The sequence below is a fragment of the Moorena sp. SIOASIH genome, assembly GCF_010671925.1.
GTDB lineage: Bacteria > Cyanobacteriota > Cyanobacteriia > Cyanobacteriales > Coleofasciculaceae > Moorena.
This window is the reverse complement of the sequence record NZ_JAAHIH010000003.1, coordinates 1427099-1441458: the sequence shown is the minus strand read 5'-3', so window position 1 is coordinate 1441458 and position 14360 is coordinate 1427099. Positions and strand designations below refer to the sequence as shown.

Genomic DNA, 14360 nt, shown 5'->3' with positions numbered 1-14360 from the left:
TTCCATACGCATAATTGAGCTAACTACCCTTGTGATCCCATAATTTATCTCACTACCGTTGTGATCTTACAAAGAATCAACGATGCTGAAAGCCCCGTGTCTTTAGACCGGGGATGAAAGCGAGATGGTGGCTTTAGCCGCCGTGAAAAATATTCAGAGATTTTCCGGAATCTTGTAGAATAAAATAAAGCAGTTAAAGGTCAATACTGATGATCATTATGGAGTTCAAGGCATACGGCAAAAAAACTCAATATTTGGCTATTGATGAGGCTATTAGGACAGCCCGTTTTATCCGAAACAGTTGTCTCAGATATTGGATGGACAACAAGGGCGTCAATAAATACGATCTGTCGAAATACAGCAAAGTTTTAGCCCATCAGTTCCCGTTTGCTAATGAATTGAACTCTACCGCTCGTCAGGCCAGTTCTGAACGGGCATGGTCATCAATTTCTCGATTCTTTGACAATTGCAAAAAAAAGGTACCTGAAAAAAAAGGTTTCCCAAAGTTCCAAAAGCGTGGCAGATCGGTTGAATACAAACAGTCTGGCTGGAAATTGTCCCCAGATAAAAAGTCGTTCGCGAAGCGTCGGCTTTGCCGAATCGTGTTCAGGGACAAGAAGGGAATTGGGAAGCTCAAACTCAAGGGTAATTGGGACTTGTGGTGCTTTGACAAGAAGCAAATTAAGCGGGTTCGGATAGTTCGACGAGCTGATGGCTACTATGTCCAGTTCTGTGTTTCAGTTGACATAACGGAAGAACTGGAGCCAACTGGAACAGCCATCGGGTTAGATGTCGGGCTGAAGGATTTCTACACGGATTCCGTTGGAAAAACTGAACCTAACCCCCGGTTTTATCGGATTGGTGAAAAGCGCTTAAAGTTTTATCAGCGTCGGGTATCTCGAAAAAAGAAAGGCTCATCCAACCGCAAGAAAGCTGTTAATAAACTAGGTAGGACACACCTTAGAATAAGTCGGCAACGTGTTGGCGTAGCCTGCGCGAAGCGCATAGAACACGCCAAGAGACTGGCACGTTGCGTAATCCAATCTAACGATTTGGTTGCCTACGTTCGCGTAGCGTGCCGTAAGGCAAGATCTAAGGGTTAGGAATTTGGTGAAAAATCATTGTCTGGCCAAGTCTATTAATGATGCGGGTTGGTATCAGTTTAGGAAATGGTTGGAGCATTTTGGAACTAAGTTTGGCAGGGTCACTGTTGCAGTCAACCCCGCCTACACTAGCCAGAACTGCTCTGAGTGTGGTGAGGTTGTAAAAAAGTCTCTATCAACTAGGACTCACACCTGCAAATGCGGTTGTCAATTAGACCGCGACCACAACGCTGCCATCAATATCCTCAAGAGAGCCTTGGGTACGGTGGGGCACACCGGAACCTGGATCCTAGATCCGAACGTTTTGGGAGATTTGGCCTCTACTTTTCCTGGTTCCGACCTGGTTAAGCAAGTCGAGTCTGCGAACAAAGAATCCCCGCGTCTTTAGACCGGGGAGTGTCAAAGTTGCGAGCCTACCATTGCGATTGGCCTACGGCCACGCTACGGGAACGCATAATCTCGCTGACAACCGTTGCGTACCGATAATCTATAAGGATCATAAATCAATTGTGATCATTTTTGATGCCATATTCCCGACTCCCTCGGTGCGCTTTCCGTGATGGCGAACGCGCCCCGCGTGACCTACGGTCAAGGGATTGCTCGCCATCACGGGTCGCACCGCTCCCGACTCCCCACTCCCTGTTCCCTGAAATAGTGATAATTTTTGATGCCATATTCCCGACTCCCGACTCCCTCGGTGCGCTTTCCGTGATGGCGAACGCGCCCCGCGTGACCTACGGTCAAGGGATTGCTCGCCATCACGGGTCGCACCGCTCCCGACTCCCCACTCCCTGTTCCCTGAATCAATAGTGATAATTTTTGATGCCATATTCCCGACTCCCTACTCCCGACTCCCTACTCCCTACTCCCTACTCCCTACTCCCTTTGCTATACCTGACAACCATTGCGTACGCATAATTTTTCCAAAAACTTATACATTATCCAAACGCCAATATATACATATAGCTGAAATACTAAATATAGCAGTTGAGTGGTCAAACCCTTCATTCATGTTACCCCTTACCCAATCCCTATTTCAGTGTTTCCACAGTTACTTTAATGTGATCATTTACCCTACCGCGATCAGCAATCAGCGCATCATAATTAGAGTAATAGATAATTTAAATATTTTCCAGATTTTTAGCTGTTTTTTGAGATAGTAATCCTAAGTAAATTGTAATGATTTTTATCTCCTGCTCCCTACTCCCTACTCCCTGCTCCCTACTCCCTGCTCCCTGTGTTATAGACATAATTAAAAATTAAACAAATAAATTGATAAGGCACTATAAGTAGAGGCGTTCCATGGAGCGCCTTTTTTTTTTAGGTTTATGATGGTTTTTATGTATAAAGAATTAATCATGATTCTATCGTAGTCTTACTGTGTTTTATGAAAAGAATTTGTAACGTTCATAATCAATTTTGAGCTCAGTTTAAAGTTTATGTGAATTCTCCCAAAACTCTAGAAATTGGTATTGACACCCCTTGAAATGTTTTTTTACCATTGAGGAAATGAACAGCACAGCAATCATCTAATCTACTCTCACAAGTTAATCACAATATCTGATTAGTTTGGAATCAATAGACTTCAAGAGCAATAATAATAAAACTACCAACCAATTCAACTATATATTTGCCAGATTGCCCAATAGTCGAATAGGCAAATACCATAAACAAGGTTAATTCACTTCAGTAAACCAATCCTAAGGAATTTAAAATAATGAAATTCTTTCGTAACCGCCAACAAACCAGCAACAACTCCAGACAATCCAATTGGTCTAAGACATCTCAGGACTTTAATCCAAACAACTGTCTGCCTGCAGGAAATGACAACTGTGACCCAAATCAGAAGTGTTTCCCTAATCGAAATGGTGGATTTGGAAAAGGCCAAGGCGGGTTTGATAACGATGATAAGGACTTTCTGAGCTTTGGCAAAGGCAAAGGCGGTTTTCAGGGCAATTATTTCAAGGGCAACAAGGGTGGATTGGGCAAATTCAAAGACTTGTTTGATAACGATGATAAAGACTTGTTTGGCAAAGGCAAAGGCAAAGGCAAAGGCTTTGGCAGAGGCAAAGGCGGTTTTAACTGCAATCCTGTAGATGAAAATACTGGTGAAATCGGCAACAAAGTCTGGCTTGATGCTAATCGTAATGGCATTTTTGATGAAGGAGAAGAAGGGGTTAAAGGCGTTAAGGTTACTCTGACCGGGGCTGGTGAAGATGGCATCTTTGGCACTGGAGATGATATCACCAAGGTCAGAACTACTAAGAGCAACGGTAAATTCAACTTTAAAAACCTTGCTGCGGGCAACTACAAGCTCACCTTCTCTGATTTACCATCTGATTTAGAGTTCACCACAGCTAATGTTGGTGACCAGGAGTCGAAAGATTCTGACGTTATTAATATCAGCACTGGTATGACAGATGTGATTACCTTAGAGGCTGGCGAAATTAACAATGAAGTTACTGCTGGCTTGGTAGAGCCAATTCTAAAAGATGGCACTTACCAGCTTTCCAATCACCCAGATGGTACTAGTTTTGGTAATTGGAATCCTCATGGTCTAATTCTGACTGGCTTATTCGAGAAAGGTATCTACCAAACCGGTGACATCGCTGTGTTTAACTTCGACCATCCTGATACCAATATGCAGATGAGTATCAATGGAGACGAAATCCGGATCTTTGGTACTGCTTTCGGTCATCTAGATGTGGATGGCAACTTCAACAACTATGACGATCAGCCGGGTTTGTGGCAAATTGACTTTACTTACAATAACGCTGATCATGTCAGCGATGATGATGATTTATCGGTGGATGCTCAATTCGCTGGAAGTAATACAGGTATTATCAAGCAACTGTATGGTGACCAGCGTGAATTTGAGCTAACTGACGAGGCTGGCAGCAATTCCTTCAGTTTCCAGGTTGGGAATAAAACCGACAATCAGGGTCATCGCGGCGTTGATGGGATTTCTGGCTGGGGTTGGTTGAACCACTCCAATGCTGATCAATACGTCTATCATTCTGATTGGTTATTCACGGTTGACCCGGGAAAGATGATTACTGGTGATGATGGTAACAATGATTTGAGCGGTGATGATGGTAACAATGGTTTGAGCGGTGGTAAGGGTAACGATACTCTGAGAGGTGGTGAGGGTGATGACATTCTGTATGGTGGTGAGGGTAATGACACGCTAAGGGGTGGTGAGGGTAACGATACTCTCAAAGGTACTGACGTGATTTCTGCTGGAGCTAATACTGATGATTTATTAGAGGGTGGTGCTGGTGCTGACCTATTTGTTCTTGGTGATGTTCACCAAGCTTACTATATAGAACCAGGTAAGAATGACTGTGCAATCATTGAAGACTTCAATCCCGGAGAGGGAGATGTAATTCAACTCCACGGTTCTATCGATGATTACGAGACAAAGCAGGTCAATGGCGGCATCGAGCTCTTATATATAAAGAGTGACGGCTCTTCTGACATGGTCGCTTTTCTAAAAAATACTACCAGTGTTGATCTCAGTAGCAAGAATTTTCGCTTTGTTCATATCAGTGGTGAGGGTAATGACACTCTGAGCGGTCATGATGGTAATGACAGTCTGTATGGTGCTAATGGTGATGACCTTCTGGATGGTGGTAAGGGTAACGACAGTCTGAGCGGTGATGATGGTAATGACAGTCTGTATGGTGCTAATGGTAACGACAGTCTGAGGGGTGATGAGGGTGATGACCTTATGTATGGTGGTAAGGGTAATGACAGTATGAGGGGTGATAAGGGTAATGACAGTCTGTATGGTGATGAGGGTGATGACCTTATGTATGGTAGCAAGGGTAATGACACTCTGATCGGTGGTGAGGGTAACGACACTCTCAACGGTACTAACCCGAAATCTGGTGGAGCTAATACTGATGATATTTTATCGGGTGGTGCTGGTGCTGACCGATTTATTCTTGGTGATGTCAACCAAGCTTACTATGTAGCAGCTGGTTTAGATGACTATGCAGTCATTGAAGACTTCAATGCCGCAGAGGGAGATGTGATTCAGCTCCATGGTTCTATCGGTGATTACCAGACACAGCAGGGCAATGGCGGCACCGAGCTCTTCTATCAAAATGACATGGTCGCTTTCCTAGAAAATACTACCAACGTTGATCTCACTAGCAACAATTTTGAGTTTGTCTAGTAATCAGATACCGAACACATAAATTCAGCTTTGGGAACAGAAGGGGAGTAGGGAAAGTAGTCATCAATAATCACTAACCTAAAGAGTCAGCTAATGCCCATAGGGCATTAGCTGACTCTTTAACAAGATTCGCGGAATTCCCCACCCTGGCCGTAGGCCACGCTACGGGAACGTTCAGGGTGGAGATGGATAGCGAGCCAAGTATTTAGCTTATCCCTTGACGTATTACTGGAAAGTATATATTATGTTAAACAAGGTCGATATACAGGGTTGAGTGCAGTGAGACATAAAGCCGTCAAGGTCAGAATCTATCCTAATAAAGAGCAAATACAAATCCTTGCCCAACATTTTGGGTGCGCTCGTTGGTGGTGGAACTACGCGCTAAATCAGTGCATAGAAACTTACAAAGAGACGGGCAAAGGTCTAAAACAGTCTGCACTCAACTCTATGTTGCCGAAACTCAAGAAACAAGAAGAAACTAAATGGCTGAAAGATTGCTACTCTCAGGTTTTACAATCTGTAAGTCTCAATCTTAGTCGTGCTTACCAAAATTTCTTTGAAGGTAGAGCCGAGTATCCCAGGTTCAAATCATACCATCACCGTCAGTCAATTCAATTTCCCCAAAACGTAAAACAGGTAGGCGATTTCCTTAAATTCCCTGGAAAGTTGGGAGTTGTGAAGGCGGTAATTCATCGCCCACTAGACGGAGAAATCAAGACTGTAACAGTCAGTAAAACTCCTTCTGGAAAGTATTATGCTTCTGTTCTGATGGAGTATGAAAACCCTCGCGGAGCGGCTCTGAAAGATCTAGGAGCAAAGTCGTCTACGACTACAGGGAAGGTAATCGGGATTGATTTGGGGATCAAGGATTTTGCGATCACCTATGACGGCGAAAAGACCTCTAAGTTTGGGAATCCCAAGCATCTAGCTAAGTACGAAAAGAAACTAGCCAAAAAACAACGTATTGCTGCCCGAAAGAAAAAAGGCAGTAATGGACGTAGAAATGCCAGAAAGATTGTAGCTAAGGTATACGAACGGATTGGAAATGTCCGCCAAGACTACCTACACAAACTATCCAGAAAGATAGTGGATCAGAGTCAAGTAGTGGTAGTCGAAAACCTAAACGTCAAGGGCATGGTTCGTAACCATAAACTAGCTAAAGCCATTTCTGATCTAGGTTGGGGAACCTTTGTAAATTTTCTTTATTATAAATGTGAAAAAGAAGGAAAAGTGTTGATTGAAATAAATCGGTGGTTCCCTAGTTCTAAAACTTGTTCTAATTGTCATTATCAAATCAAGGAGTTGCCGCTTGATGTAAGAACTTGGACTTGTCCAAGTTGTGGAACTCACCACGACAGAGATGGTAATGCGGCAAAGAATATTAGAGCAGAAGGGATCAGGATGCTATCCTCCTCTGGGACGGGGGAGGTCAACGCCAATGGAGAAGAAGTAAGACCAAGACGTGGACGCCCGTCCAAGTTAAGGCATTCTTCCGTGAAGTTGGAAGCCCCGACATCAAAAGAAGTAGGTCGGGGTAGTTCACTCTGTAGGATTGAAGAAACATAAGAGTGAAATCCCATTTTTTGAAGGGGATCGTCTTAAGATTAATGTTCCCGGTTACCCCAGCTAAAGTTCCCTATTCCCTTGACTTTCGGGTACTACCAGAGATGATTAATTTTTGTTACGATAACCGAAAACATCCTGGATCGTAAACTCTATCACTAGACTTATTGCATCAATCATCCTTTTGCCCCCCTAGCTCCCCAAGTCTGGGCAGGGGATAATGGGGGCTTGACACCATTGATGCAAGAGGTCTACTGTAGGTGGCGGTTTCCAGGGATAATCTGCTGTAGACGGGAAAACTCAGAAGGACTAATGGTCAAAAGAAAAGGGGCATCCCTGTGAACCAAACTTCTGTAGTCAACCCGACAGCAACTTGGGATCAGGACTAAAAGTCCCCAGCTAAAATTTTCCTTGGAGACATCTTAATGCTGCGACTCGAACACATTAGTAAAGTATACCCCACTGGCGAAGTTCTAAAGGATGTCAACTGGGAAGTTAAACCAGGCGATCGCATTGGCTTAGTTGGGGTCAATGGTGCCGGGAAATCTACCCAACTGAAAATTATTGCTGGAGAGATGGAACCCACCAGCGGCGTTGTTATCCGTCCTGCCAGTCTTCATATCGCTTACCTCACCCAAGAATTTGAAGTAGACCCAACCCGCACGGTTTCAGCAGAATTCTGGACGGTATTTAAGGAAGCTAACCACGTACACGAGGAAATGCTACAAGTGCAAAACGCCATGGAAATGGCTGATGAAGCAGAATTGGAAGGACTGATTAGAAAGCTAGATAGGTTGCAGCGCCAATTTGAAGCCCTCGATGGTTATGGTTTACAAGCAAAAATTGACAAGATCTTGCCGGAGATGGGATTTGAGCCACAGGATAGCGATCGCTTAGTGAGTGCTTTCAGTGGTGGCTGGCAAATGCGCATGAGTTTAGGCAAAATCCTGCTCCAGAAGCCTGACGTCCTACTGATGGACGAACCAACTAACCATCTTGACTTGGAAACCATCGAATGGTTGGAAAAGTATCTCAAGGGTCTGAAGACCCCAATGGTAATAGTATCTCACGACCGGGAGTTTCTTGACCGCCTCTGCACCCAAATTGTGGAAACCGAACGGGGTGTCTCGACTACCTACCTAGGCAATTACTCAGCTTATCTCCAGCAGAAAGCCGAGATGCAGGCAGCTCAACTGAGTAGCTACGAGCGTCAACAAAAGGAAATAGAGAAGCAGCAAGCCTTTATTGAGCGTTTCCGTGCTAGTGCAACCCGGTCTACCCAAGCCAAAAGCCGAGAGAAACAATTAGAAAAAACTGAACGGATAGAAGCCCCGACTGCTAATCTCAAAACCCTCAAATTCCAATTCCCTGATGCCCCTCGTAGTGGTCTTGAGGTAGTCAAAATCAAGGATTTAGTCCATGACTATGATGACAAGATTTTATTTCTGGGAGCAGACTTGTTGATTGAACGGGGCGATCGCATTGCCTTCATCGGTCCCAATGGTTGCGGTAAATCCACCTTACTCCGGATGATCATGGGAATGGAAAAGCCAACAGAAGGGATAGTAGGACTGGGCAAACACAATGTGATTCCTGGTTACTTTGAGCAGAATCAAGCAGAAGCCCTAGAATTGAGCAAAACGGTCATGGAAACCATCCATGATGAAGTCCCAGACTGGAAAAATCAGGAAGTGCGTACCCTATTGGGACGGTTTCTGTTTAGTGGGGACACAGTATATAAAAAGGTTGAGTCCCTTAGTGGAGGGGAAAAAGCCCGCCTGGCCTTAGCCAAAATGCTCCTTTCTCCCGCTAATTTACTAATTCTGGATGAGCCGACTAATCACCTGGATATCCCAGCCAAAGAAATGTTGGAGGAAGCACTCGCAGGCTATGATGGTACAGTAATTATTGTTTCCCACGACCGCTATTTTATCTCGAAAGTGGCCAACAAAATAGTAGAAATCCGGGATGGCGAATTCTGCACCTATCTGGGAGATTACCACTACTATCTCGAAAAGATTGCCCAGGAAAAAGAAGAAGCTCGGTTAAAAGCGATCGCTGCGGCCAAAGCAGCTAAAAAAGCTGCCAATGCTAGCAAAAAGACCAAAAAGACCAAAAAGAAAGCTGCTGCTAAACAAAAGTAACATATAGAAGTTCTCAATTGGGTATTGAGAACTTCTATATTAGCTATTACCGATTAAAATTACCGATTAAAAGCTTATTGCTTAATTGCTGAGGATTGAACTATATTGCTTGTTAATCTCTGCAACACCTGATCAATATCATTCAAATCACCGATAATCCGCCGGACAGGCTCGGGCCATACTCTGAGTAGTGTTGGTGTAGCTGAGATCTGATCAGTTTCTGCCAGTTCTGGGTGCTTGAAAACATCAATAATTTTTAGGGTATAGGGATGACCTAAATGATTCTCTAACAACTGGTATAGACTCTTGAGAGTATACTCAGTTTCTGTACTATGTCCGGAAACGAACAAACGCAGGACATAGCTATAGGTAGGTTGTGCCTGGGAGTGAGACACATCAGGCAGGGACATCCTTGATAAAGAATCCGGTTTGGTGACATCCCTGGCAGTCAGTGAGTCTGTACTATCAGTGGCAGACTTAGATAAACGGGGCAGCTTTTCCATAGCTCTCAAATGCTCCTGAGGTGACCATCTCCCAGAGTTTTGGTTAGTAACCCTTTCTGGCAAAACCTCTTCTGTATCGGAGTAGGATAATGGCTCTGGGCGGTCAATGCGCAGGATCAAGTCATGGTTTTCCCAGAGTTGGGGAAACTGATTGCGGTAAGTTTCTAGCACCGCCGGGTCACAGGACTCTTCCTCCCAAGGGGCTACTTGCCAAATCAGGTTGTCGGTGCCAAATACTGCATTTAACAATGCCTGATGATGTTGCACCAACCAATGAATTTCTGCTGACATGCGCAACTGATTGGTTTGAGAGTCCATCCACCGATCAATGGTGGCAGTATATCCCGGGACTAAAAAATGAGGTGGCTCTGGTAACCCCAGTATTTCCTGTAAACTCGCACACAGATGCAGATGCCAGTGACTCTGCTTATTAAAGTCAATGCTATACACTAGATCTTCCCCTGGTGTAAATATAGCAATACCTTTAAACAGTTGGGGCGAGGGGGTTTCATCCAGCATATGCTAGTACTATGTCAATTTAGTTTTGATGGTCAAGGTGTTAGGGTAATGGTGTTATATCATGTCCGGTTGAATACTTACAATTTGGTAAATCGAAGGCATTTGGCAGAAGGCAGCTATGCTGAAGGAAAGGAGTAAGGTTTAATCGGAGATGGTTTTTCATCACTAATTATCCAGACATGATATTAGGGGTTAGGTTTTAGGTTTTAGGTTTTAGGTTTTAGGTTTTAGGTTTTAGGTTTTAGGTTTTAGGTTTTAGGGGTTAGGTTTTAGGGGTTAAGTCTTGAGCCCTAATTCCTAATCCCTATACAAGCCTGCCTAATCCCTAAATCCGACCGCGCAACATCATTGCAATCTCGTTGGGAGTGGGTGACTTTTCCAAGGCAGTTTCCTCAGTAATACGCCCCTCTTGGTAAAGAGCGAACAAGGATTTATTTACGGTAACCATACCGTCAAATTCACTGTCCGCCATCAGTTGTTCAATTTCTTCGTATTTGCCCTTGAGGATGTAATCCTTAATGGATTCAGTATTAATCAGGATGTCATGAAAAGCAGCACGCTTGCCATCGGTAGTACGGCACAACCCTTGGGAAATGACTCCTACTAGGGCTTCTGATATGGCCACCCGCATGGGAGCCTGTTCTTCTGGATTGTAGAGATTGAGAATCCGCTCAATGGTTTTCACGGCACTGTTGGTATGCAAAGTACCCATGACCAAGTGACCAGTTTGAGCAGCCTTCAGAGCTGTATTGACTGTTTCTCGATCTCGCATTTCCCCAATCAGAATCACATCAGGGTCTTCCCGCAAAGCGGCTTTCAAGGCCCGGTCAAATTTACGGGTATGCATTCCTACTTCCCGCTGTTTAACCAGAGATTTCCGACTTTGGTGGATAAATTCAATGGGGTCTTCAATGGTAATTATATGCCGCGCCATCTCTTTGTTCATATAGTCTATCATGGCGGCCATGCTGGTAGATTTTCCGGAACCTGTGGGACCGGTGACCAAAATGAGACCTTTATGGTAGTGACAGACATCTTTCAGGATTGCAGGCAACCGCAACTGCTCAAGGGTCAATATCTTCAGGGGAATAATCCGCAAGACCATTGCAGGACCAAGAAGGCTATCGAAGACATTAATCCTGACCCGACTAAACTCGTACTGAGTTGCCCCATCAAATTCCAACTCTTCTCTAAAGCGCCGGATTTCGTCATCAGTCATTACTTCCTTGAGCCAACAGTTAAATGTTGCGTGATCTGTGAGTGGATATTCGGTTGGCTCCATTTCCCCACGATTTCGGAAACGGGGAGTTTCACCAACACCTAGATGAATATCAGACACTCCTTTCTCAAACGCCTCACGGACAATGCTTTCTAAGCTTGACTGTCCAGGAGGCAGACCGATGCTACGGGGTGTCTGCTGCTGATTGGCGGATGGTTTGGCTTGGACGTTAGTGGCTGAATTCTGACCTGTTGTGGGCACAGGGCGAGGGCGTGAGGCTACTGCGGCACCGGCTTGACGGCTTCTTGGAGCCATGGCTCTTGGTTGTGCAGGTCTCGATTGATTGCCTTGAGCAGATACTTGTCTAGACGCTATATTCAAAGGCGGTGGTGCTGGTGCAATCCGGGTTGAAGGCTGTGGGTCTGTCATCTTTCAACTACCAACTACAGTTGGGCTACGAGAATTTATTTTACAAACTCTTACATTAAGTTTTCCCAACAGTTAGGGTTGAGTATAACTTATAACAGTTCTACCTTAGGTAAGGGATTTTGGTCCTGGGTTAATGGGAGTAGGGAGTAGGGAGTAGGGAGTAGGGAGTAGGGAGTAGGGAGTAGGGAGTAGGGGTAAGAAAATTGAGTGTACCTGATAAGTATGAGAAACGCTATAGACCAATTTCATTTCTCAGAGCTATAAATGGTGAGGAGGTGATGTGTTTATAGCACTATTTTTTGAGATTGGTCAGCTGTCACCCATTCAAGTTGTTTGTTTTTGTTTGTTTTTATGTGTAATTTAGTAAGCTGGAAAAGCTCTAAAACCCTCTCCCCTGCTCAAGACCAGATTTAAGATCACCGTGAGGGCGGGGCGCAAGCCGTGAGGGCCCAAGCAAAGGGTCCCTAATATCAAGTCTGGTTGAATACCCATAATTAAGGAGCCCGGGCGCGGGGAGGGTGGGGAGGGTGGGAAGTGTGGGGAGATGGCCAGATGGGGGAGATTTTTATTAAGGGTAATTATCCTGACATGATATAAGATTAGGGTTGAGCAAGGGAAGGGGGGTAAGTCCTAATCACACCTAATATGAGTAATTAAGCTTAATTATCAGTAATTATGCTTAATATGAGAAAACTCATCAATTTGGATAATATATATTAAGCAAATTATAACAAATGTTAAGCAAATCGGAGTCAACCCCTCACCCATCCTGATCCGATTCCCGACCCTAGCTCCCTTTCTTGTTCTTGGGACTCTATAACTTATCTCTATAACTGATTCGGTCTATATAACCCTAACTATAACGCTATAACTGATTGGGTCTAGATCTTCGGTCTATGTATCAGCGATGAAAAATTGATTCATCTGTCTAATGGTAGATTATCGGTCTGTCTTAAGATAACCAATAATTTCCGGCTTTTAACGATTGTAACAATTTTGATACATAGGTCGCAGGAGTTGACTGTAAACTTTTTTGACAAAAGGTTCATCTTCATCAAAATTTTACCTATACTTGAACTCACCTAGAAAATTTCAAATCAAAGAATTTACTCAAAGACAGACCCTGTCAATCAAGGGCAGACACTGTCAATTCATTTTTTTTAATGATTACTGGAGAAAACACCATGGCATTAACCACAAGTCAAAGCTTGACACAAACTGATTCATTAGCAGTGGTCAAAAGCTTTTTAATTTGGGCATTTACCTTAGCAGTTTGCTTACTGGTTGTCGGTTTTCCGTTGATTGTATTGATGGTGACCACCGGCTCTTTGTTAGCGATCGCTCTACAATCGATTCTGCCGGTTAGTGCTGTATTACTAGTAGCAGGGAGTTTGATTGGAGTAAATGTTTTAGCAGTGATATTAGGTGCAGGAGTCTTAACCTTTAAGGGGGTTCATCCTAAGGAAGTTCGTTGGTTAAATTGGCTACATGGCGAGCCTGATCTGATCCAGACTCCGGTTTATGCCGCTTGCCCCCTCACCTGTAACATTATCAGGTAACATGATCAGATAGTCACATAGAAGGTTTCTGAGCTGGCCCTAGTCTGGGAATGTTAATAATTGATGACCTTTTAGGATATCAAAAAAGGGTACAAGGTGTGGGAGTGTTTTCTCTTTTCCGTCTAAAGGTCATCAAGGGTCAGCACTCTGCCCGTTCATAGACGGGGCTTCCAAACATTCCACGATTTTTTGTAATAAAGCCAAGCTTTGGTAAGTTGATTGGTTTTTCAGCAATTTTCCCGGTCTTGACCGGGTTTTTTGATGAGAACATTCAAGAGTATCCTACGAAGGTTTAAGGTTGCAGGTTGTTCGCCCAAGGCGATTCGGTGTAGGGTAGGTTGCAGGTTGCAGGTTGCAGGTTGCAGGTTGCAGGTTCCGTAGCGTGGCCTTTTGGCCAAGGTTGGTTGAAGGTTGCAGGTTGCAGGTTGTTCGCCCAAGGCGATTCGGTGTAGGTTAGGTTGCAGGTTGCAGGTTGCAGGTTGCAGGTTGCAGGTTCCGTAGCGTGGCCTTTTGGCCAAGGTTGGTTAACGGTTGCAGGTTGCAGGTTGTTCGCCCAAGGCGATTCGGTGTAGGGTAGGTTGCAGGTTGCAGGTTGCAGGTTGCAGGTTGCAGGTTCCGTAGCGTGGCCTTTTGGCCAAGGTTGGTTGAAGGTTGGTCGAAGGTTGGTTGCAGGTTGTTCGCCCAAGGCGATTCGGTGTAGGGTAGGTTGTTCCCGTAGCGTGGCCTTTTGGCCAAGGTTGGTCAAAGGTTGCAGGTTCTGTAGGGTAGCCTTTTGGCCAAGGTTAGTCGTTCGCGTAGCGTGGCCTTTTGGCCAAGGTTGGTCGTTCGCGTAGCGTGGCCTTTTGGCCAAGGTTGGTCAAAGGTTGGTCAAAGGTTAACGGTTGCTTCGCTACCAATTACCCATCTCCTCATCTCCCCATCTCCCCATCTCCCCATCTCCCTATCTCCCCAGACTTCCCACCCTCCCCAGACTTCCCACACTTCCCACCCTCCCTCTAATTATGGGTATTCAACCTGACTTGATATTAGGGGGGATTCCTGTTCCCTACCTTGATAAGTAAATTTTTAACTTGGGGCAATCACTAAGTTTATACTGCCATAATCCAGATTTAAGCTACTAGCTAAAAAAACTACCATTCTA

Annotated in this window: 9 protein-coding genes and 1 pseudogene; 5 read left to right on the top strand and 5 right to left on the bottom strand. The window is 44.6% G+C overall.

The window, feature by feature from the left end; genetic code table 11:
- The first annotated feature begins 209 nt into the window (after positions 1 to 209).
- Positions 210 to 1491, top strand: a pseudogene (locus F6J90_RS21230) (transposase).
- Positions 1492 to 1599: 108 nt separating this feature from the next.
- Here the strand turns inward: F6J90_RS21230 and F6J90_RS21225 are convergent.
- The gene (locus F6J90_RS21225) at positions 1600 to 1932 is read right to left on the bottom strand and encodes a hypothetical protein (protein ID WP_293097743.1); all 333 of its coding nucleotides are present in this window, start codon (positions 1930 to 1932) and stop codon (positions 1600 to 1602) included.
- Between the two features lie 888 nt (positions 1933 to 2820).
- Here F6J90_RS21225 and F6J90_RS21220 point away from each other — a divergent pair.
- From F6J90_RS21220 to F6J90_RS21210, 3 genes are all read left to right on the top strand, one after another.
- Positions 2821 to 5283: an SdrD B-like domain-containing protein gene (locus F6J90_RS21220; protein WP_293097739.1), complete on the top strand. Its 2463-nt coding sequence runs from the start codon at positions 2821 to 2823 to the stop codon at positions 5281 to 5283.
- Positions 5284 to 5562: 279 nt separating this feature from the next.
- Entirely contained in the window at positions 5563 to 6849 is a 1287-nt protein-coding gene (locus tag F6J90_RS21215) for an RNA-guided endonuclease TnpB family protein (RefSeq protein ID WP_293097736.1), read from the top strand.
- A gap of 422 nt (positions 6850 to 7271) precedes the next feature.
- Complete coding sequence (locus tag F6J90_RS21210; RefSeq protein WP_293097734.1) at positions 7272 to 8990, top strand: ABC-F family ATP-binding cassette domain-containing protein; 1719 nt, start codon at positions 7272 to 7274, stop codon at positions 8988 to 8990.
- A gap of 74 nt (positions 8991 to 9064) precedes the next feature.
- On the opposite strand, the gene F6J90_RS21205 is transcribed toward F6J90_RS21210, so the two are convergent.
- The 3 genes from F6J90_RS21205 to F6J90_RS21195 form a co-directional block, all read right to left on the bottom strand.
- Complete coding sequence (locus F6J90_RS21205; protein ID WP_293097732.1) at positions 9065 to 10012, bottom strand: circadian clock KaiB family protein; 948 nt, start codon at positions 10010 to 10012, stop codon at positions 9065 to 9067.
- Positions 10013 to 10337: 325 nt separating this feature from the next.
- Positions 10338 to 11660 carry a type IV pilus twitching motility protein PilT gene (locus F6J90_RS21200; protein WP_293097729.1) on the bottom strand — a complete coding sequence of 441 codons (1323 nt, stop codon included), beginning with the start codon at positions 11658 to 11660 and terminating at the stop codon, positions 10338 to 10340.
- A 105-nt stretch (positions 11661 to 11765) separates the two neighbouring features.
- Positions 11766 to 11909 (bottom strand): hypothetical protein, encoded by a 144-nt coding sequence (locus F6J90_RS21195; protein WP_293097727.1) that lies wholly within the window; start codon positions 11907 to 11909, stop codon positions 11766 to 11768.
- A gap of 935 nt (positions 11910 to 12844) precedes the next feature.
- On the opposite strand from F6J90_RS21195, the gene F6J90_RS21190 reads away from it, so the two are divergent.
- Positions 12845 to 13219: a hypothetical protein gene (locus F6J90_RS21190; RefSeq protein WP_293097725.1), complete on the top strand. Its 375-nt coding sequence runs from the start codon at positions 12845 to 12847 to the stop codon at positions 13217 to 13219.
- Between the two features lie 292 nt (positions 13220 to 13511).
- On the opposite strand, the gene F6J90_RS21185 is transcribed toward F6J90_RS21190, so the two are convergent.
- Positions 13512 to 14069 carry a hypothetical protein gene (locus F6J90_RS21185; protein WP_293097722.1) on the bottom strand — a complete coding sequence of 186 codons (558 nt, stop codon included), beginning with the start codon at positions 14067 to 14069 and terminating at the stop codon, positions 13512 to 13514.
- Positions 14070 to 14360: the final 291 nt, after the last annotated feature.